Raw genomic sequence first — 19,938 nt, forward strand, 5'->3', positions numbered from 1 at the left:
AGCAATTCCAGGAAAAGTGTGAAGCGGTTTTCCGTCCGGAATTGCGCAAAAACAAAGAGATAGAGCGGTTCGGCGTTTCCGTGAAACGATGAAGCGCTCTAGGCATCGCGGCCTTGACCGGTTGAAACAGGCCGGGGCAGGAGTGGATCAGCCCAGTCCGATGCGCTTGGCGCCTTGCCGGAACACGGCTGCAGCGTCTTGCGAAGAACAGCGGAAAAATTTCGTGCCTCGTCAAGCCGTCCCGCCAGCGCAAGGCAGTGCGCCGCGATCGCCAGTCAGTTGCTTGGCAATCCAAAAAGCCTTCCGGCGGGCACGACGTCATTGATCCCGGCAAGCCGCAGACAATGCCAGGCCATGGCGTGGTTGCTGGACGTGACCGGCACGCCGATGCGCTGCTCGAGCCCGGCGGCCGCTTCGGCGATGCGCAGGCTGGTGCATGATATGAAGACCGCATCCACCCCCGGCGTGGCAGCCATCCGCTCGGCCGCGGCTTCGATCGATGTGGCCGAGATGCGGGCGGCGTCGCGATCGTCGCGCCGGTCGAAGGTCGCGACGGCTGATATGTCGACGCCGCGCCCGCTGAAATAGGCAACGAGGTTTTCATTGATCTGCGGCGCGTAGGGCGTCAGCAGGCCGATGCCTTTGACGTCGAGAGCCTTGAACGCCGCGAGCGCGGCGGTGACGGGTGTGGTGCAGGCGACATTTGGCCGTGCCTTCCTGATCTCCGCGAAAACCGCCTCTTCGCCGAGCGTCATCGTCGCCGAGGTACAGCCGAAGGCAACGACGTCCAGGGGAATGCTCGGCAAGATGAGGTCGACGGCCGGCGCGATCCTGGGACCGATGGCGCGCAAGGTCTCGGTCGTTATGTCGTTGTCGCTGAACACGCGGGATTCGTAGAAGGCGACACCGGACTGGCGCACGAGCGCGCGGAATTCATGCTCCAGGGTCTGATCCGTTGCCAGCACCACAAGGCCGATCGCCGCGCGCGACGCCAGACCGCCGTCGAGTTCCGATGGCAGCACGCCGAGATCAATCGGCCCGGAAGACGCAAGGCGCGTGGCGGCGAGGTCGGCAGACATGACGTTGTTGAGAGACATAGCGTTGTCGAAAGACATGGCGTTCCCTTTCAAAGTCGGTTCAAAGACCATTCATTGGAATGGCCGGCGTCCGGCCGGCGATCAGATCGGCGGTGATCCGGGCCGACCCGTGCGACATGGTCCAGCCGATGTGACCATGCCCGGTGTTGAGGAAGAGGTTGCGCAAGCGTTGCCGTCCGAAGGCGGGAAGATTGTTCGGCGTCATGGGCCTCAGACCCGCCCACATTTCCGCGCGATGGTAGTCGGCGCCCTCGGGGTAGAGGTCCTCGGCAACCCCTTTCATGAAGGCGAAATCGGCGGGCTTATGGCTGGTGTCGTAGCCGGCGAACTCCGCCGTTGCGGTGACGCGGATACGGTCGCCGAAGCGCGAGATGGCAACCAGATTGTGCTCGTCGACGGAGGCGATGGTCGGCGGCAGCGGACGATTGCCGATCGGGATCGTCAGCGAATAGCCCTTGATCGGGTAGATCGGCAGTCGAATGCCGATCTTTCTTGCCAGAACAGGACTGTGGCTCCCGAGCGCAAGCACATAGGCATCACCCTTGAAAGGCTCCTTGTCGGTGAGCACCTGCGCGACAGCGTCGCCGGTCGTTTCGATACCGGTGATCTTCGTGCCTGTGTGGATGGCGCCGCCGCGGGCGATAATCTTGGCGGCGAGGGCCCTGGTGAACTTTGCCGGGTCGCCGGTCTCGTCGGTCGGGCAATAGATGCCGCCGGCAATCTTGTCCTTGGCGGACGCCAGAGACGGATCGAGCGCGACGACCGCGTCTCGGTCGAGCACCTTGATCTCTTGTCCGTCCGACTGCAGCAGCTTCATATGCTCGACACCATTGTCGAGCGCTTGCTGGCTGCGGTGGAAATAGACGATGCCGCGATCGTTACGGTCGTAGTCGATTTGCTCGTCGGCAACGACCTCGCGCAGCACTGCCTGCGAGTAGGCGGCGAGGCGATGCTTGAGCAGCGTGTTGCGCCGCGCCTTGGCGGCCGTGCATTCCATGAGAAACAACCAGGACCACGTATAGAGCCGCGGATCCGCCGAGAACTTGAAGCGCAGCGCCTGGTCCTTGAGCACCAGCGATTTCAGCAAGGTTATCGGCGCCCTGGGGGACGACCAGACAAAGGAATGGCCTGGCGCGATCATACCGGCATTGCCCCAACTCGTTTCAGCGGCGACCTGCGCATTGCGTTCAATGAGCGCGACGTCGTGACCGTCGTTTTGCAGTTGATAGGCTGTCGTGACACCAACGACGCCGCCACCCAGCACCACTATGCGCATGACGCCTCCGGAAATCACAAAGTGAGTACACTTTAGAAGGTTGGTTGGAATTCACAAGAGGCCTGAAGAGATGGGCGAGGCGACGAAGCTGCCGATCTCCCCCCATGCGGCCCCATGCGGGGGAGATCGGCTGTTCCGCCGCTCACGCTCGTTCCGCCTCGCTGTGTTCCTCTTCCCCGCTCTCCGCGATGGTCCTCCTACGCGGTAGTGCCGAAAAAGATCCGCGCTAAGCCACGCGCGGCCACCTCCATTGCATGCGCCGAACTCAGCGTGATGTGCTTTTCGACCAGGGCTGCCCCGCCCGCGGCATCGCGACGGCGCAGGGCATCAATGATCGCCTCATGCTCCTGGTAGCTGTGGCTGCGGCGCGGCATGGACTCCAGATCGATGCGCCGGAAAAAGCGAATCCGCGAACATAGGCCCTCGAGCGCATTGACCATCTGCGCATTCTTCGACAATTGCGTCAGGGCCATGTGGAAACTTTCATCGGCAACGGCAACCTTCGCCCACGACCCTTCACCCTTCAGGCTGCTATGCTTGGTCCATGCGTCGACCGTCGCCTGGATCTCGGTGTCCGTTGCCCGCTCACAGGCCAGGACGAATGCGGCCCGCTCGATCGCCGCGCGGAGTTCGTAGAGATCGCGCACGGCTTCCGGCGTGAGTTCGCGGGCATAGAATCCCTTGTTCGGAACGGACGCCACGAAGCCGTCGCGCTGCAATCTGTTGAGAGCCGCGCGCACCGGCGTGCGACTTACGCCAAGTTCAGTCGCGAGTTCGACCTCGTTGATCTTCTCTCCCGGCCGGAAACGATAGTCGATCGCGAATTCCTTGATCGCCGCGTAGACCCGATCGACACTGTCCGCAGCGCGGACGATGCGCTCTCGCTCCTTTGCGCGCGTTTGGACTTTTACCCCGTTATTGACGTCATTCCTGGGGTTCGTTGTCATCCTGTCCTCATGCCTCCGCACGCAGCTGAAGCACGCGTCTGAAGAGGCCCATGCGACGCGCTTTATTTTTTTGTATGCATGTCATTACCCCTTTTTGGCGACATGCATTAGCCTCCCGAGAAGGTCAGCTCCGATAAGATACATAGCTGAGTCGTAAAGTGCACTCAGTTATCCGCACCGAGAGGGGCCCGGGCGAGGATCGCGGCCACGATCGGTTGTAGTGTCAGACGGAGGCATGGCTCGGGCTCATTCGCTTCACAAGCACCATCCCGACCTGGGATGGATCAGCCCAGCCCAATCCTTCTCGCCCCTTGCCGGAACATGGCCTCGGCGCCCGGCTCGAAGCGGAAGGTGCCGATAAAATCATCGGCGCAGTAGTTCGGCAGCGTCTTGCGCAGCGCGGCGGAAAAGTTTCGCGCTTCGTCAAGCCGTCCCGCCAGCGCGAGGCAGTGGGCCGCGATCGCCAGGATGATGGCATGGGCATTGGGACGGGCGGCGGCTTTCAGCGCCCATTCGGCAGCCTCGTCGAACTGGCCGAGCCGGACATGCGCCATCGCCCTGGCCCCCAGCATGCCGAACAGCAGCGGATCGAACGGGCTCAGATGGCGCGAATGGTCGGATGAACCGATCGCCGCTTTTGGGTCACCCGACTGCGAGTGTACAAACGAAAGTGCGTAGTGGCCAAGCGCGAAGTTCGGGCTGAGGTCGACGGCCCGCTCCAACTCGATGAGGGATCCGTCCTGCTCGCCGCGCAGCCACAGAGCCCGGCCCATGGCCCAGTGGGCGGCCGGATTGTGGTCATCGACCAGAAGACTTTGGCCGGCGGTTTCGAAGGCCAGCGCGCTTTCCCTGTCGCGGTCTCCCCAGCGCTGAAAGGCGTTTTGCCAATGGGTGAAGGACAGGCCGGCATAGGCACGGGCGAAGGTCGGATCGAGCTTCAGGGCCATGCCGAAGAAATGCCGGGCCTGTTCGTTTTCCGTGCGGGTGAAGCGATACATGTGCCAGAGGCCGCGATGGTAAGCCTCCCAGGCATTCAGCGAGTTGGGCGCTTTCAGCAAGGCGCGGTTGCGCTCGACCATCTCGATTTCGGCCGAGATCGACGAGACAATGCTGTTGCCGATATCGTCGAGGACGGCAAAGATATCGTCGGGCTTGCGCTCGAACGTCTCGGCCCAGACGATCCTGACCGTGCGAACCTCGACAAGTTCGACTGAGACCACGACGCGGCCTGCCTGGCTGCGCACGGTGCCGGTGGCGACATAGTCGACGTTAAGCCGCCGGCCGGCGTCTTCGGGCGCGATGTTTTTTTCCGCCAGCGCAAAGACCGAGCCGCGGGCGATGACGAAGAAGTCCCTGAGCTTGGCCAAACGGGTGATGATGTCGTGGGTGAGGCCATCGGCTAATCCACCGCGAGAGGGGCCACCGCGAGCACTGCCGATGCCGGCTTCCTCGATGAAAGGCATCACGGCAAGCGAAGCCTTCTGCGATGCAGCAGTATCGGGATGGGGAAGCACAATCGACGCCTGGGGGGCCGCGGGCAGAAGTGCCGGTCGCGCCCAGAGCGTCGCGGCAGTTCGTTCGCTGCGGATCGTCCGCCATGCCTCACGAACGGGACTGAAATCCAGATCCTCCGAAGCAAACAGCTGCTCCGCGGAAGCGAGATGTTCCTCGCACGCGCCGATCTGGCCGCGCCGTGCAAGCCCTGCCAGAAGAGCCGCATGCGCGCGCCCGTCGAACGGATTAAGTTCCACCCACTTTTCCAGATGCGGAGAGGTTTCGTCGGCATCTGCCGGGAGATTGTTGACGAGATGTTCCAGGATGGCGGCATGGCATGATCTGAACCGGCGGCGTTGCGCGATCAGCCAGCTGTTGAAATGCGGGCTGCGGTCGATCTCCAGCCCGTCGAGGAAATCGCCGACGAACAGGCCGGACAAGACCTGCAGCCGCTCCAGATCGAGCGTCTCGATTCCATCAGCGGCGGCCGAGGCAATATCGATCGCGTCGACGAGACTGCCGCTGAGATCAAGCGCGACCGTATCGCCAGACGTCTCGATCCTGGCGGGGTCGTCGAGAATGCTTCTGAGCTTGCTGAGGCACCAGCGAAGCTCGCCCCTCGGATCGTTCGGCACGTCCCACAAGAGCTCGCACAGACGGCTGCGTCCGACGGCATGCGGCGCTAGCGCCAGATAGGCGAAGAGCGCGCGCAGCTTGCGCGATGCCGGCAGTTGCACGACGGCACCGTCGCGCATGATCGTCAGCGGCCCGAGCAGCCGCACGGACAGCCCGGCCGTTGCGCCGCCCAGGCTCGATCGAGCGGATTCCACGTGCGTTTCCACGCTTGCTCCCACGCTGGCCTATCGCCCTCTGCTTTATCACTGAAAGCGATAGAGTGCATCCGGCAACGAATTTTCCGCGCCGGACGCCGGCATTGCCGCCTTTCCGGGCAGCATTGCCGCCACAGGCACCGTACCGCGGCAAGGTCTCGAAACCTCGCCGCCCACGCCGCCGGTTTGTAACCGGCTCGTGACGACAACTCGTGACAATAACAAAAAGAGGAGAACAGCCATGTTGTATCAGCAAAAAATCAGGACCACGGCCGGCCGCGGCCGCCTGTTCGACAGCATTCTCGATACGGTCGGCGATACGCCGGTGATCAGGATCAACAATCTCGGCCCCGATGGTGTGACGATCTATGTGAAGGCCGAATTCTTCAATCCGGCGGCGTCGGTGAAGGACCGGCTGGCGCTCAACATCATCGAAGAAGGCGAGCGCAGCGGCGCCCTGAAGCCGGGCCAGACGGTCGTCGAGGCGACCAGCGGCAACACCGGCATCGGGCTGGCCATGGTCTGCGCCCAGAAGGGCTATCCGCTGGTGGTGACGATGGCCGACAGTTTCTCCATCGAGCGCCGCAAGCTGATGCGCATGCTGGGCGCCAAGGTGGTGCTGACGCCGCGCGCCCAGAAGGGTTTTGGCATGTACAACAAGGCGGTGGAACTGGCCGAGGCCAATGGCTGGTTCCTTGCCCGCCAGTTCGAGACCAAGGCCAATGCCGCCATTCACGAGGCGACGACGGCGCGCGAAATCATCAACGATTTCGCCGGATCGCGGCTCGACTGCTTCGTCACCGGTTACGGAACCGGCGGCACCGTCGTCGGTGTCGGGCGCGTGCTGCGCCGCGAGCGCCCGGAGACGCGGATCGTGCTGGCCGAGCCCGCCAACGCCCAGCTCATCGGCAGCGGCAAGGCACAGGAGCGCGGCGCCGACGGTGGGCCCGCCGCCAGCCATCCGGCGTTCGAGCCGCACCCGATCCAGGGCTGGACCCCCGACTTCATTCCCAACGTGCTGCAGGAGGCGGTCGACGCCAGCCTCTATGACGAGGTCGTGCCTGTTCCCGGCCCCGAAGGCATCAAATGGGCCAAGGCGCTGGCGCAAAAGGAAGGGATTTTCACCGGCATCTCCGGCGGAGCCACTTTTGCCGTGGCACGCCAGATCGCGGAAAAAGCCGCACCCGGCTCGGTGATCCTGTGCATGCTTCCCGACACCGGCGAACGCTACATGACGACGCCGCTGTTCGACGGCATCGAAGCCGAGATGGACGCGGAGGAGACGGCCCTTTCGCGCTCGACGCCGGGCTGCCAGTTCCCGGCCGAGTAGCGGGAGAGGGAGAAACCACCATGGACGCGACGCCAAAATCCTCCGGCATGGCTTTCGAAGAAACGCTCGACATGCGCCGCCTGCAGCAGGGGAAGTGCGTGCCAATCGCCACCGTGTCCAGCCGGATGCTCGCCGTCACCGAGGAAATGCGCACGGTCATGGATTTTGCGCGAAACGTCCTGGAGGGCGACGGCCTGGGGCCTGATGCCTGCGATTTCATGTTCGGCAATCCGCAGGAAACGCCGTTGCGTGGATTTGTCGATGCATTGATCCGCCACGTCGAGCCACAGGATGTTCACTGGTTCGGTTATAAAAAGTACGATGCGCTGGCGCGCGAAACGGTGGCCCGCTCGCTCAGCCAGGCGCGAAGCCGGAACTACAAGCCAGACGACATTGCGATCACCGCGGGAGGGTTCGGCGCGATAGCGGCTGCGCTGCTCGCCGTGCTCGAGGTGGGAGAGGAGGTCATCTATCCGCGTCCCGGCTGGTTCGCCTATGGTGCCCAGATTCGCGGCGCGGCAGGGACACCCGTCGCCGTCGATCTAGCACCGGGAACCTATGACCTCGATCTCGAAAAGATTGAGGCAGCGATCACCCCGCGCACCCGCGTGGTGGTGGTCAACACGCCGCACAACCCGACCGGCCGCATCTTTCCCCGCGCTCAACTCGACGCGCTCGCCGACAAGCTCGCGGCCGCGTCCGAAAGATTTGGCAAGGTGATCTATCTCCTTGCCGACGAGCCCTATGCGCGACTGGTGTTTGACGGCCATGCGCATATCAGTCCGGCCGAGAGCTACCCGCACACGCTGATCGCCTATTCCTTCGGCAAGACCTTGCTCGCGCCCGGCGAGCGCCTGGGCTGGCTCGCACTCGGGGCGGACATGCCCGAGGCCGATCGCATACTATTGCGCGAGGCTGTCGACATAGCGCAGGTTTCGCACGGTTGGGCTTTTGCCGGCCGTACCCTGCAGCGGGCACTGCCTGATCTCGAGAAGCTCAGCATAGATGTCGCAGCCCTCGCGCGGCGCCGCGATCGCATGGTCGAAGGCTTGAGGGCAGCGGGATACGACCTGCCGGTGCCTGAAGGTACCTTCTATCTCATTCCACGCTCCCCAATACCGGACGACGTGGCCTTCGCGGCACGCCTCGCAACTGACGGTGTCTGGGTGCTGCCCGGCAGCGTCGCCCAATTGCCTGGACGTCTGCGGATCAGTTTGACTGCAAACGACGGCATGGTGGAGCGCTCTTTGCCCGTCTTTGCGCGAGCGATCCGGGAAGTCGCCGCCTAACTCCTGGCGAGCAGGAGCTCACACAAGGGCTTCTGGTCCATCGCTTGAGCGATGGCTGGCGGCCGTTGCAATCGACTGCTGAATGCCAAATTAATAGGTCCTGATCCTAGTCAGGGATGCTTCAGCGCATCGCAAAACCTTCGCGGTCACGCCGGAATATCTGGAATCGACGCCGCGCGGCCTCGCCTCCGGACACTGGCTGCATGATTACGGCCTGCAGACGTCACGCGGTTTCCAGGCGCTGAAGGTATGGATGGCGCTGAAGGAGCACGGCATCGAGAAGTTCGGCCGCCTGATCGACCAAAAACATCGCGCAGGGACATTATCTCAGCACGCTGATCGAGGCCGAGCCGCTGCTGGAACTCGTCGCGCCACCGAGCATCAACATCGTCTGTTTTCGCTACCGCGGCGACGAGACGTCGGGCGAGCGACAGAAGGCGCTCAACACCGAGATCATGCTGAGGCTGCAGGAAGAAGGCATCGCCGCCCTTTCGGACACGACGGTGCATGGCCAGCATTGCCTCAGGGTGGCGATCAACAATCACCGTAACCCGGCGCGAGGATCTAGACCTGCTGGTGCGGGAGACAGTGCGCCTCGGACGTGAGATATCAAGGTCCGGCGTGGCTCTCCCTTCTCCCCTTGTGGGAGAAGGGAAGACCCGCGATCACGCGTCCAGCCAAACCTTCTCGAAATGCTGCTCGAGCGACTGGTGCTGCTCACAGCCATGCACGCCCTTGCGATAAGTCCGGTACACCGAGCGCCAATAGGGCTGAGTGATGATGCCGGAGTCGCGCAAATTCTGTTCGATCTTGGCCATGATCTCCTTGCGGGCGCCGGCGTCGGGTGTGGCCAGCGCCTTGTCGAGCAAGGCGTCGAACTCCGGATTGGCGTAGGCGCTCTCGTTCCAGGCAGCGCCCGATCTGTAGGCCAGAGCCAGCACCTGGACGCCCAGCGGCCGGCCGAGCCACTCGGTGCAGGAGAAAGGATATTTGCTCCAGTCGTTCCAGAACGTCGCCGCCGGCAGCACGGTGCGTTTGACCTTCAGTCCGGCGTCGCGCATCTGCGCGGCGATGGCATCGCCGGTGTTCTTCTGCCAGTCGACATCGACGGATATCAAGTCGTATTCGTGGTCGGACTTGCCGGCCTCGGCAAGCAGCGCCTTGGCTTCGTCGACATTCCGCACGGCCGGGCCGATATCGGCATATTCGGCGTGCATCGGGCCGACATGGTGGTTCTCGGCCGGCTTGCCGCGGTCGTCCATGCCGATCTTCAGGATCGCGCTGTTGTCGACGGCGAGCTGGGCGGCCCGACGGACCCTGATGTCGTCATAAGGCGGATTGCCGACGTTGAAGCGGGCGACGATGGTCGAGCCGGTGGCAAGCTCGGAATTGCTTAGATCCATGGCGTCGGTTTGCGAAACCGTATCGGCGGCGGTTTCGTGGTTGGTGTCGATCTCGCCCGATTCAAAAGCCGAGAACATGGCGTTGGGATCGGAGCCGTAGTCGACCCATTGGATGCCGTCGAGATAGAAGTCGCCTTTCCACCACGGCTTGTCCTTGCGGCGGACCTCGGCGCCGACCTCGGCGTTCCATGCCACCAGTTCGCAAGGTCCGGTGGTGATCGCCAGTGCCTTCAGCGGATCGCCGTCGCCATCGTAGCTGCGGTGCATGATCAGCGCCGGATAATCGGTCATGCCGGCAATCAGCGATATGTCGGGCTTCGGCAAATTGAGCCGGACGGTAAAGTCATCGACACGCTCGATGCCGCCGTCGACCGGTTTCTTGGTAGCGGCGTCGACCAGCGCGCCCATGCGCTCGGCGACCGAATTGCCGGCGACGCCGGCATCGCACCAGCGCGTCAGATTGTGGACGACGTCGTCGGCGTTGAAGGTATCGCCATTCGACCAGGTGATGCCCTTGCGGACATGCAGCGTGAGCACGCGGGCGTCGTCGCTGGTCTCCCAGCTCTCGAGCAGCCACGGCTCGAAGGTGAAATCGCGGTTCCAGCGCACCAGATACTCGTTGCACTGACGGGCGACATTGGACATTTCGACGCCGTCGAAAGTGCGCGGGTCCTTCCAGCCCTTGACGTTCATGGCGACGCGCAAGACGCCGCCGCGCCTCGGCTCCTCGGCCGCCCTGGCCGGGGAGGGCGCAAGGCCGCCCAGCGCCAGCGCGCCGGCGGCGCTGACCCCAAGTGCTGCCATGGTGGCGAGATATTCGCGCCGGTTCATGCCGCCTTTCTTGAAGCCGTCGGCGACGGGCTCGGCCTGCGGATGCAACGCTCTGTCGGTCAGCATGAATTTCATCGTCGATCCTCCCTGTCGGCGCCCGGTCGACCGCTTCGCGGGGGCGGATGCGATTGCCGGGCGCCTTTGGTCATAGGCGATGATAGTGCGGGATTTACGGGCGAAGTGTTCGCATTTCCGCAGTTGTTGTGCGCTGTTCCGCAGAAGTGGAGAGGGGCTTGCACTGCTGCAGTGCGGAACTTTTCGAGACGCCGGCGGGACAGCGCCCCCCTCTGTCCTGCCGGACATCTCCCCCACTTGAGGGGAGATCGGCTGTCGTCCCGGCTTCCGCCAATTTCCAACATCGCAGCAGGAGCGCAGCGCCGAAGCTGCCATCTCCCCCCAAGTGGGGGGAGATGGCCGGCAGGCCAGAGGGGGGCGCGAAAGAACGCCAGCCTTCGAGTTAACCTGGTTCCGAGTGGCCGGTGATTCCCGCCGCCGACCGACGCGGAGATGCAGCAGAACAGCCTTCCCTACAACCAGCCGCCCTTGCCGAGCGTGGCGATGGCGGCGACGATGCGGGTGAACGCTTCGCCGGCCCGCGGCACGGTCTTGCGGGCGCGTAGAAAGCTATGCACGAGGCGCGGCTCCTCGTGCCACCAGGCACGGCCGCCGGCGGCGAGGATGCGGTCACGATAGGCCTCGCCGTCCGATGACAGCGGATCGCATTGCGCGGTGACGACGACCGTCGGCGGCAGGCCGGAGAAGTCGCTGTCGCGCAGCGGCGCGAAGGTCGGGTCGTCTGGCGACTGTGCCTTGCCGGAGCGGACCTGGCGATAGAATCCGATGTCGCTGAGCGTCAGCAGCGGCGCTTCGGCGTGCTCGACATAGGAGCCGGCGCTCTCATCGCCGCCCAGCTCCGGATAGATCAGCACCTGGCCGATTGCGTGGCGAGGATGATGGCGTGCCGCATGCGCCACCCCAGCGGCAAGATTGCCGCCGGCGCTCTCACCGCACAGCACGATCGGCAGGCCCTCTGTGTCAGCCGCCCATTCGAACACCGCCAGCGCATCGTCGAAGGCGGCCGGATGCAGATGTTCGGGCGCCAGCCGGAAGTCGGCGGACAGCACCGCAAAGCCGGTGCCGGCGCAGATCTCGGCGCAGATATCGTCATGGCTGTCGAGCCCGCCAAGCACGAAGCCGCCGCCGTGATAATAAACGACCATCGCTTGCGGTGCCTTGCCCGCCAGTTGGTAGCGCCGGATCGGGATCGCATGGTCGCCGGCGGCAACCGCGCTGTCGCTGGCTTCGACGCCTGCGGGAGTGCCCGTGTGAAACGCCCGGCACATCGCGTCATAGACCGCCCGCTGCTTGTCGACCGGCAGATCCATTTCGGGCGGATACCATGCGTTGACCCGGTCGATATAGGCCCACAGCGCCGGGTCGAGCAGCGTCGCGTATTTTCCCCGTTTTGCTGTCTCGGGCTTTTCGGCGTCGCTGACCATTGCCATCCGATCCCACCAAATCCGCTGGAAGCGTCAGAGCTCGTCGTAGAGCCGGGCCGCGTTTTCGTAGGTGAAGCGCAAAGGCACGGAACCCACGACCTGCCATGCATCGACGGTCTCGCCTGCGATCAGGCGGCAGGCGCCGTCGGTGGTGGTGACGGCGCCGCCATAGAGCCGGTTGGCAAGGTTGATGATGGCAGTCTGGTGCATCGCCGTGCTGCCGCTGCCGCAGGCATCCTTGACCAGCAGCACCCGAAAGCCTGATGACACCGCATCCCTGACGGTGGCGTCGATGCAGGCCTCGGTCCACACGCCGGCAACGACCAGCCACTCGATGCCTTCGGCCTTGAGCCGGCCGGCTGCAGGGCCTGCACCGAAGGCGCTGGCCTCAGTCTTGACCAGCATCATCTCGCCGGCGACCGGCGCCACTTCCGGACAGATCGCGGTCAGCGGATCGTCCTTGTCGGAGAAAGCCGACCTGCCATTCGCATCGACCGGATGGAACCGCCGCGCCTCCCTGGTGAGATCGACGATATAGGCCGAATGGTAGAGCAGCACATCGTTGGCCCGCGCCGCCGCCTGCAGACGCTGGACATTGGCGAGAACGCCGCCAAAACCCTCGACCAAATAGCGCCTGTCCTGCCGATGCTCCTCCTGGAGGTCGACGAACACCGCGGCCACCGTGCCGCGCTCGATCGAGACCGGGCCTTTCATTCAAACCTGCCCTTCATTCAAACCTGCTTGTCAAGAAAATCGTCCTCATAGGGAAAGCGCGACAGAAGCTCGGTGCCGGTCTCGGTGATCAGTATCTCGTCTTCGAGCTTGACACCCTCGCGTCCGCCTTTCTCGCCGATATAGCTCTCGACGCTGACCACCATGCCGGGCACGACAAAACCGTCGCGGCCATAGGTCTCGTAGTCCATGGCGTGCGCGATGAACGGCGTCTCGCCATGCATGCCGACGCCGTGCATGACAGAGGTATAGCGCTGGTCGACGAAGCGGTCCGGGATCTTCCAAGCCTTTTCAGCAATCTCGCGAAACGCCATGCCGGGTTTCACGATCGAGATGTTGTGCTGAACCTGGTCGTGGGCCATGCGGTAGAGCGATTTCTGATAATCCGTCGGCTTGCCCGGCCCGCAGCGGAAGGTGCGCGAGAAGTCCGAATAATAGCCGTAGCAGCCGATCGTATCGGTATCCAGCGCCAAAAGTTCGCCCGGCCTGATCTTGCGGCCGCTCGCCTCGTTGAACCACGGGTTGGTGCGCTGGCCGGAGGTCAAGAGCCGGGTTTCGATGAACTCGCCGCCTTGACGGATCACCTCGTGATACATGATGGCGAACAGATCGTTCTCGGAAACGCCGGGCTTGATCGCCTCGCGCACCGCGTAGACGGCGGCCTCGGCGCCGGCCATCGACACCTGCAGGCATTTTACTTCTTCGGGCGTCTTGACCGCCCGCACGGCGAGGATTTCGCCTTGGCAATCCCTGACCTCGCAGCCGCGCTTTTCCAGCGCCAGCGCCTGCAGATGGCCGCAGCGGTCGAGGCCGAGCTTCATCGAGCCGCCGCCATGCGCCTTGAGCAGTTCTGCGATCTCGTCGGCGAAGGGACCCGCTGTTTCGTCGTCGCGGCCCGACACCGAGGACCACACCAGCTTGGAAGGACGCGCCTCGTCGATCGTGTCGAGCACCATCGAGACATGGTAGCTCTGCGGATATTCGAACAGCACGATCGGCCCTTCGGTGGGGATGAAGAAGTAGCGGGTCGAGTTGCGCAGGAAATAGCCGAACATGTTGCGCGAGCCGGTGGCGTAGCGCTGGTTATAGGGATCGAACAGCACCACGCCGCCATAGCCGGCCTCGCGCATCCAGGCGCGCAGCTTGGCGAGCCGGCCTTTGCGTAGTGCATCCGCGTCGATGAAGGACGGCTCGGTATCGGACAGCCACATGCCGCCGGCCGGATCGGCCGCCGCCGGGTGGCGCATACGGTCCTTGAAGTCGACGTCCTCGGTGCTGTCGGGGTCGAAAACGACAATGCTCATGGGTGCCTCCTGGAAACGGGGAAGATGAGCCATGCCTTGCGCAGAGGCTGTGCGGAATCCCGCAGGTGTTGTGCCGGATGCCGCTTGAAGTCGTCCGTAGCGCTCTACGGCGCCCCCCTCTGTCCTGCCGGACATCTCCCCCTCAAGGGGGGAGATCGGCCGTCATCGCCGCTTTCGCGAATTTCGCCCGTCGCAGGAGGAGCGGAGCATCGAAGCTGCCAATCTCCCCCCTTGAGGGGGAGATGCCCGGCAGGGCAGAGGGGGGCGCTGTCCCGCCAACGTCCGAGAGGACCTAGCGCCTCCGCGCCACCTTCGGCGCGTGGCCGTGCTCCTCCCGAAATGCCCGCGCAAAACTCGACATCGAGGCGAAGCCGCAGGCGAGCGCCACGTCGCGCACCATCAGCGTCGAATGCGCCAAGAGATCAGCGGCGCGCTTCAGCCGTAGGCGGCGGTAATAGCCGTTGGGCGAGATGCTGAGCTCGGAGCGGAAGTTCCGTTCGAGCTTGTCGGAGGAGACGCCGAGCTTTTCCGCCAGCGCCGCCATGCCTAGGCGCTCTTCCACCGCATCCTCCATGATGGCGATGGCCGACAGCACCAGCTCGTTCTGGACGCCGGTGCGCAAGCGCAGCGGCATCAGCTTGCGGTCGACGCTGGAGCGCAACGGGCTGTGCACGAACCATTCGGCGACGCCGGCCGCGAGCTCGGCGCCATAGTCGTTGGTGATGATCTCCAGCATCATGTCGAGGCTGCCGACGCCGCCGGCCGAGGTGAAGCGCTTGCGGTCGATGACGTAGAGATCGCGCCTCAGCTCGATGTCCGGGAACGCCTCGGTGAAGGCGGCCTGGCTTGTCCAGTGCAAGGTGCAGGCATGGCCGTCAAGCAGGCCGGCCCGCGCCAGGAAGAAGGCGGCATCCGCCACCGCGCCGATATGGGCGCCGCCGCGCAGGCTTTTGCGGATCCAGCTCACCGCATCGTCGGCGACGAGATGATCGGCATTTCCGCCCGAGCAGACGACGATGCGATCGACCTTTGGAGCCTCGCCGGCGAAAAAGCCGGGCTGGATGACGACGCCATTCGAGGCCGCGACCGGGCCTTCGGCGGCGCCGACGATGATCCAGCGGTAGCAATTTTTCTTCGCCAGCACATTGGCGGCGCGCAAAGGCTCGATCACCGAGCTGAACGCCATCATCGGAAAGCCGGGGAAGACGAGGATGGCGAAGGTGAGCGGGGTGTCGCTTGCCGTCGGTTGGCTGCGTTGTCGGTTGTTCATAGCTTCCGGAGCCAGGCAGCAAGGTGGATCAAGAAGCTACAATTCTGCCAGATGGCGCCAAGGTCAACGGAATTGAATGTAAGACACAAGATGCAGAACAAGCGCCGCTCGTTGGCGATCCTTCACGCCCCCCCTCTGTCCTGCCGGACATCTCCCCCACAAGGGGGGAGATCGGCAGCTTCGCCGTCCCGTCCGTGTTTCAGCGTTGGAGGTTGGCGAAAGCGCAAGATGACGGCCAATCTCCCCCCTCGTGGGGGAGATGCCCGGTAGGGCAGAGGGGGGCACTGTCCCGCCGACGTCTCGCAAGGTTCTTGTTGCCGCCCTCAGCTCGCCAGCGCCTGATCCAAATCCGCAATCAGATCATCGCCATCCTCGATCCCAGCGGACAACCGCACCAGCGAATCCGAAATCCCGATTTCCGCGCGTTTTCCCGCCGGGATCGAGCCGTGCGTCATCAGCGCCGGGTGCTCGATCAGGCTTTCGACGCCGCCGAGGCTCTCGGCCAGCGTGAATAGTTGCGTGTGCTCGAGGAAGCGTTTCGTGCCCGCGAGGTCGCGGTCGAGCTCGACCGTTATCATGCCGCCGAAAGCGTGCATCTGCCGCCTGGCGGTGGCGTGCTGCGGATGGCTGGGGAGGCCGGGATAGATGACGCGGCGGATGTCGGGGCGGCTTTCCAGCCAGTGCGCGATCTTCTGGCCGTTCGAAGAATGGCGCTCCATCCTGAGCGCCAGCGTCTTGAGACCGCGCAGCGCCAGAAAGCTGTCGAACGGCCCGGATATGGCGCCGATGGCGTTCTGCAGAAACTTCAGCTGGTCGGCGAGATCCTTGCTGTCGCCGACCACGGCGACGCCGCCGACCATGTCGGAATGGCCATTGAGGTATTTGGTCGTCGAGTGGACTGATATGTCGATGCCGAGTTCCAGCGGCCGTTGCAGATAGGGGCTGCAAAAGGTGTTGTCGGCGACCGAGAGCACGCCCCTGCGCTTGGCCAGTGCGGCCACCGCTTCGAGGTCGACGACACGCAGCAGCGGGTTGGTCGGCGTCTCGACCCAGAGCATTTTGGTTTCCGGGCGGATCGCCGCCTCGACCGCCGCAAGATCGGTGAAGTCGACGAAGTCGACCTGCAGGTTTGCCGAGCGTTTGCGCACCCGCTCCAGCAGCCGGAAAGTGCCGCCATAGATGTCGTCGGTGGCGACGACATGCGCGCCGGAATCGAGCAGCTCGAAAATGGTGGCGATCGCCGCCAGCCCGGAAGCGAAGGCGAAGGCATTGGTTCCGCTTTCGAGGTCGGCCACCGCGCGCTCGAAGGCAAAGCGGGTCGGATTCTGGCTGCGCGCATATTCAAAGCCCTTGTGCACGCCCGGGCTCTGCTGGCCATAGGTCGAGGTCGCATAGATCGGCACCATCACCGCGCCGGTCGTCGGGTCGTGGCTCTGGCCGCCATGGATCGTGCGCGTCGAGAAGGCCAGACGGTTCCTGCCCGATACGGTGGCTTTGATGGTCATCGGGCGCGCCTCAGATGGTTGATCAGGTCGATGCGGGTTATCAGCCCGATGAACTCGTCGCCGTCGAAGACGATGGCGACCTCGTTGCGATCGAAGACCGGCAGCAGCGCGTCGAGCGTCTGGCTGGCCTGCAGCGTGTGCAGGGTGGAGGTCATCGCCGTGCGCACAGGGGCTTTGAAGCGGTCCCAGCGGCTGTCATAGGGGCCTTCGACGTGGGCGAGGATATCGCTTTCGTCGACGATACCGACGAGCTTGCCCTCATCCAGCACCGGCAATTGCGAGACATCCGAACGGCGCATGCGGCCATAGGCGTTGAGCAGGCTTTCGTCGGGGCCGACAAACACGGTGTCGCCGGTGCGGTGCGAGCGCATCACCAGATCGCGCAGATCGCCATGCTGCTCCTGCTCGGCAAGGCCCTGCTCGGCCAGCCAGAAATCGTCGAACACTTTCGACAGATATTTGTTGCCGCTGTCGCAGACGAAGGTGACGACGCGCTTCGGCACGGTCTGCTCGCGGCAATAGCGAAGCGCGGTCGAAAGCAGCGTGCCGGACGACGAGCCGGCGAGGATGCCTTCCCTGGAAAGCAGGTCGCGGACCGCCAGCATGCTCTGCTTGTCGGTGATCGAGTAGGCCTTTTTGACCAGCGACAGATCGGCATTGGGCGGGACGAAATCCTCGCCGATGCCTTCCACGGTCCAGCTTCCGGCCTCTGTCATCTTGCCGGTCTTGATCAGCGGCGCCAGCACCGAGCCGACCGGATCGGCGAGAATCATCTCGGTTTTCGGCGAGACCTCAGCGAAATAGCGGCCAAGCCCGGTCAGCGTGCCGCCCGAGCCGACGCCGACGACCACCGCATCGACGTCACCATCGAGCTGTTGAAAGATTTCCGGGCCGGTCGTGGTTTCGTGGGCCAGCGGATTGGCGGGATTGGCGAACTGGTTGGCATAGAAGGCGCCGGGCAGCTCGGCGGCGATCTTTTCGGCCATGTCCTGATAGTATTCCGCGTGACCCTTGCCGACATCGGAACGGGTCATGCGCACTTCGGCGCCGAGCGCGCGCAGATGCTGGATTTTCTCGCGCGACATCTTGTCGGGCACGACGAGGATGATGCGGTAGCCCTTGGGGATGCCGACCTGCGCGAGGCCGAGACCGGTGTTGCCGGCGGTCGCCTCGACGATGGTGCCCCCGCGCTTCAGCTTGCCCTGTTTTTCGGCGGCGGCAATCATCGACAGCGCGATGCGGTCCTTGATCGAGCCGCCGGGATTCTGGCTTTCAAGCTTGATGAACAGCCGGCACTTGCCGATATCGAATTTGGTCAGCTCGACGACCGGCGTCTGCCCGATCAGATCGAGAACCGATGCATAGGGCGGACGCAGGCGGGACAGTTCATCGTCCCGTGCCACGATCTTATGCTTGCTCATATCAGATGCTCCATGGTCAAGCGACCGCCTTGGGCAGGCTGTCAGCCTATCCTCTTTTCCAGCCGTTTGCAGTCTGAAAGAAGATAGATCGTGCCAATCCATTGGCCAGACGAGGAATGGGATTCCACGGCTGGAGGTGTGGGCCGCTCGCAAAAGGCTCCAGGACAGCGCCCCCCTCTGGCCTGCCGGCCATCTCCCCCACGAGGGGGAGATTGGATGTCGCAATGGGTTTCGCCAATCTCAAACGTTGAAAGAATGGCGCGGTCAGCGAAGCTGCCGATCTCCCTCCTTGTGGGGGAGATGTCCGGCAGGCCAGAGGGGGGCGCCGTAGAGCGCCGACCCACAGCCCTAACCCAGCAACCGCTTCCCCAGCCGCGCGCATTGGACGCGAATATCTGGAATGGCGTCGATCTCGAAGAAGGTGCCGCGTGTCAGTGGCCCGACCGCCAGTATCTTGGCCGATACAGTGCCGTCGCCGGCGATGACCTCGCAATTGTCTGATACGTCGAGGCCAAGGCGCAGCGGATCCGGCCGGGCCAGCCCGCGGTCGACCAGCGACCGCACCACGCTGTTCGAGGTGGTCGAGATGTCCCTGGCGATGCCGCTGCAATCGTAGATGCGGGCGATTTCGAACGTTTCGAGACGCTGCGTGTGGCGGGACTGGACCTGCACTGTGAATTCGTCGCCCGCCGTGATGTCGACGACGCGCCCGGCGACAAGCCGGATGCGTCCCTTTTGAACCGCCTCGGTGACACGGCCGTAGACTTCCGGCGCCATGCGATGGCGGTGGATGTCCCACCATGCCTTGGTGTGCTCGACAAAGCGGCGCTTGGCCGAGGACGGCCAGTTCTGCCAGATTTTCTGGTTGAAGGGCCTCAGACCATCGACGACATCGCGCCAGTCGATGCCGGCTTTCTGGTTTTCCCGGATCAGGTCGCGGAACCACCCGACGAAATAGGAGAGCTGGGTGCCGAGCGGAATATCGGCAACGTCGAGCTTGATCGGGTTGCCCTTGCGGTGCGGCGAAGGCAGCAGGCCGCGCCGTGACACCGCGACGATATCGCCGCGATGGCCGCGCTGTTCGAGCGACAGGAACGCATCGACCATGCTCAAGCCAGTGCCCAGCACCAGGACTCGGGCCTCGGGGTCCAGCGCGGTGTCGGCTTCCGATCCCATCCTGATCGCGTGGCCCTGGCCGGCGCCCGGCTCCTCGTCATGTCCGGTCGCCAGCACGGCAAGGTGGGCGACGACGCTGGTGCCGTTGGCCAGCGCCACCTCGACCCCGGATGCGGTCGGCGAGATCGACAGGCTCTCCTCGCGGATCAGGCGAAGGCGCCCCGTCTCGCGGGCCTCAAGCTCGTCCAGCAGCTCCTTCAGATAGCGGGCATAGACACTGCGCGGCGCGTAGACCGGCGCCTGCTCCGGGGTTGCCAGGCCGCGTTCGAGCAGCCAGCGCCAGAAATTGCCGGGGTCGTCGGCATAGGCGCTCATGCCGGCCGCGCTGACATTCAGCACATGCGCCGACAGCAGCGTGGAATAGGCGATGCCCTGGCCGAAATGCGGGCGCTTTTCGATCAGCGTGACGCGGAGATCGGGATTGGGCGACTTCAACAGATGCGCGGCAAGGACGACGCCGCTGGCGCCGCCACCGACGATAATGATCGAATTTGGGATGATCGAATTTGCGCGACTGGTCATGCGCGCACCAAT

The 19,938-nt window shown here is 64.0% G+C and carries 15 protein-coding genes and 1 pseudogene; 3 read left to right on the plus strand and 13 right to left on the minus strand.

Annotation, left to right across the window (positions count from 1 at the left end; translation table 11 throughout):
- Positions 1-275: 275 nt before the first annotated feature.
- The 5 genes from CIT25_RS12180 to CIT25_RS36220 all read right to left on the minus strand — a co-directional run bounded on the left by CIT25_RS12180 (position 276) and on the right by CIT25_RS36220 (position 5,887).
- Positions 276-1,115, minus strand: coding sequence for a maleate cis-trans isomerase family protein (locus CIT25_RS12180; RefSeq protein ID WP_245329825.1), 840 nt, complete (start codon positions 1,113-1,115; stop codon positions 276-278).
- A gap of 22 nt (positions 1,116-1,137) precedes the next feature.
- The gene (locus CIT25_RS12185; RefSeq protein WP_095484751.1) at positions 1,138-2,373 is read right to left on the minus strand and encodes a D-amino acid dehydrogenase; all 1,236 of its coding nucleotides are present in this window, start codon (positions 2,371-2,373) and stop codon (positions 1,138-1,140) included.
- A gap of 197 nt (positions 2,374-2,570) precedes the next feature.
- On the minus strand, positions 2,571-3,320 hold the full coding sequence (locus CIT25_RS12190; protein ID WP_095484752.1) for a GntR family transcriptional regulator: 750 nt from the start codon (positions 3,318-3,320) through the stop codon (positions 2,571-2,573).
- Positions 3,321-3,604: 284 nt separating this feature from the next.
- Positions 3,605-5,569 carry a BTAD domain-containing putative transcriptional regulator gene (locus tag CIT25_RS12195; protein WP_095485101.1) on the minus strand — a complete coding sequence of 655 codons (1,965 nt, stop codon included), beginning with the start codon at positions 5,567-5,569 and terminating at the stop codon, positions 3,605-3,607.
- Between the two features lie 123 nt (positions 5,570-5,692).
- Positions 5,693-5,887, minus strand: a complete 195-nt coding sequence (locus CIT25_RS36220) for a hypothetical protein (RefSeq protein ID WP_127205478.1) — start codon at positions 5,885-5,887, stop codon at positions 5,693-5,695.
- On the opposite strand from CIT25_RS36220, the gene CIT25_RS12200 reads away from it, so the two are divergent.
- From CIT25_RS12200 to CIT25_RS12210, 3 genes and pseudogenes are all read left to right on the plus strand, one after another.
- Positions 5,886-6,974 (plus strand): PLP-dependent cysteine synthase family protein, encoded by a 1,089-nt coding sequence (locus CIT25_RS12200; RefSeq protein WP_095484753.1) that lies wholly within the window; start codon positions 5,886-5,888, stop codon positions 6,972-6,974. The two genes, CIT25_RS36220 and CIT25_RS12200, sit on opposite strands and share 2 nt — an antisense overlap.
- Positions 6,975-6,994: 20 nt before the next feature.
- Complete coding sequence (locus CIT25_RS12205) at positions 6,995-8,263, plus strand: aminotransferase class I/II-fold pyridoxal phosphate-dependent enzyme (protein WP_095484754.1); 1,269 nt, start codon at positions 6,995-6,997, stop codon at positions 8,261-8,263.
- Positions 8,264-8,369: 106 nt separating this feature from the next.
- A pseudogene (locus CIT25_RS12210) lies at positions 8,370-8,884 on the plus strand (pyridoxal phosphate-dependent decarboxylase family protein); the annotation flags it as partial.
- Positions 8,885-8,928: 44 nt separating this feature from the next.
- Here CIT25_RS12210 and CIT25_RS12215 read toward each other — a convergent pair.
- The 8 genes from CIT25_RS12215 to CIT25_RS12265 all read right to left on the minus strand — a co-directional run bounded on the left by CIT25_RS12215 (position 8,929) and on the right by CIT25_RS12265 (position 19,926).
- A complete protein-coding gene (locus CIT25_RS12215; protein WP_095484755.1) occupies positions 8,929-10,572 on the minus strand; it encodes an ABC transporter substrate-binding protein in 1,644 nt (547 codons plus the stop codon).
- A 452-nt stretch (positions 10,573-11,024) separates the two neighbouring features.
- Complete coding sequence (locus tag CIT25_RS12225) at positions 11,025-12,002, minus strand: alpha/beta hydrolase (protein WP_245329826.1); 978 nt, start codon at positions 12,000-12,002, stop codon at positions 11,025-11,027.
- A gap of 27 nt (positions 12,003-12,029) precedes the next feature.
- Positions 12,030-12,710, minus strand: a complete 681-nt coding sequence (locus CIT25_RS12230; protein ID WP_095484757.1) for an isochorismatase family protein — start codon at positions 12,708-12,710, stop codon at positions 12,030-12,032.
- A gap of 17 nt (positions 12,711-12,727) precedes the next feature.
- Positions 12,728-14,032, minus strand: a complete 1,305-nt coding sequence (locus tag CIT25_RS12235) for a M24 family metallopeptidase (RefSeq protein ID WP_095484758.1) — start codon at positions 14,030-14,032, stop codon at positions 12,728-12,730.
- Between the two features lie 292 nt (positions 14,033-14,324).
- The gene (locus tag CIT25_RS12245; protein WP_095484760.1) at positions 14,325-15,302 is read right to left on the minus strand and encodes a GlxA family transcriptional regulator; all 978 of its coding nucleotides are present in this window, start codon (positions 15,300-15,302) and stop codon (positions 14,325-14,327) included.
- A gap of 323 nt (positions 15,303-15,625) precedes the next feature.
- A complete protein-coding gene (locus CIT25_RS12250; protein WP_095484761.1) occupies positions 15,626-16,807 on the minus strand; it encodes a cystathionine gamma-synthase in 1,182 nt (393 codons plus the stop codon).
- A complete protein-coding gene (locus CIT25_RS12255; RefSeq protein WP_095484762.1) occupies positions 16,804-18,228 on the minus strand; it encodes a pyridoxal-phosphate dependent enzyme in 1,425 nt (474 codons plus the stop codon). The genes CIT25_RS12250 and CIT25_RS12255 overlap by 4 nt, the downstream gene beginning before the upstream one ends.
- 348 nt (positions 18,229-18,576) lie before the next feature.
- Positions 18,577-19,926, minus strand: a complete 1,350-nt coding sequence (locus tag CIT25_RS12265) for an FAD/NAD(P)-binding protein (protein WP_095484764.1) — start codon at positions 19,924-19,926, stop codon at positions 18,577-18,579.
- Positions 19,927-19,938: the final 12 nt, after the last annotated feature.

Origin of the sequence: Mesorhizobium mediterraneum (assembly GCF_002284565.1) — a bacterium.
GTDB classification, from domain to species: domain Bacteria; phylum Pseudomonadota; class Alphaproteobacteria; order Rhizobiales; family Rhizobiaceae; genus Mesorhizobium; species Mesorhizobium mediterraneum.

Excerpts from the sequence above, each read along its gene's own strand:
- CIT25_RS12235 (WP_095484758.1), bottom strand. The coding sequence starts at position 14,032 with ATGAGCATTGTCGTTTTCGACCCCGACAGCACCGAGGACGTCGACTTC.
- CIT25_RS12200 (WP_095484753.1), top strand. The coding sequence starts at position 5,886 with ATGTTGTATCAGCAAAAAATCAGGACCACGGCCGGCCGCGGCCGCCTG.
- CIT25_RS12190 (WP_095484752.1), bottom strand. The coding sequence starts at position 3,320 with ATGACAACGAACCCCAGGAATGACGTCAATAACGGGGTAAAAGTCCAA.
- CIT25_RS12250 (WP_095484761.1), bottom strand. The coding sequence starts at position 16,807 with ATGACCATCAAAGCCACCGTATCGGGCAGGAACCGTCTGGCCTTCTCG.
- CIT25_RS12205 (WP_095484754.1), top strand. The coding sequence starts at position 6,995 with ATGGACGCGACGCCAAAATCCTCCGGCATGGCTTTCGAAGAAACGCTC.
- CIT25_RS12185 (WP_095484751.1), bottom strand. The coding sequence starts at position 2,373 with ATGCGCATAGTGGTGCTGGGTGGCGGCGTCGTTGGTGTCACGACAGCC.
- CIT25_RS12265 (WP_095484764.1), bottom strand. The coding sequence starts at position 19,926 with ATGACCAGTCGCGCAAATTCGATCATCCCAAATTCGATCATTATCGTC.
- CIT25_RS12255 (WP_095484762.1), bottom strand. The coding sequence starts at position 18,228 with ATGAGCAAGCATAAGATCGTGGCACGGGACGATGAACTGTCCCGCCTG.
- CIT25_RS12215 (WP_095484755.1), bottom strand. The coding sequence starts at position 10,572 with ATGAAATTCATGCTGACCGACAGAGCGTTGCATCCGCAGGCCGAGCCC.
- CIT25_RS12230 (WP_095484757.1), bottom strand. The coding sequence starts at position 12,710 with ATGAAAGGCCCGGTCTCGATCGAGCGCGGCACGGTGGCCGCGGTGTTC.
- CIT25_RS12245 (WP_095484760.1), bottom strand. The coding sequence starts at position 15,302 with ATGAACAACCGACAACGCAGCCAACCGACGGCAAGCGACACCCCGCTC.
- CIT25_RS12195 (WP_095485101.1), bottom strand. The coding sequence starts at position 5,569 with ATGCGCGACGGTGCCGTCGTGCAACTGCCGGCATCGCGCAAGCTGCGC.
- CIT25_RS12180 (WP_245329825.1), bottom strand. The coding sequence starts at position 1,115 with ATGTCTTTCGACAACGCTATGTCTCTCAACAACGTCATGTCTGCCGAC.
- CIT25_RS12225 (WP_245329826.1), bottom strand. The coding sequence starts at position 12,002 with ATGGCAATGGTCAGCGACGCCGAAAAGCCCGAGACAGCAAAACGGGGA.
- CIT25_RS36220 (WP_127205478.1), bottom strand. The coding sequence starts at position 5,887 with ATGGCTGTTCTCCTCTTTTTGTTATTGTCACGAGTTGTCGTCACGAGC.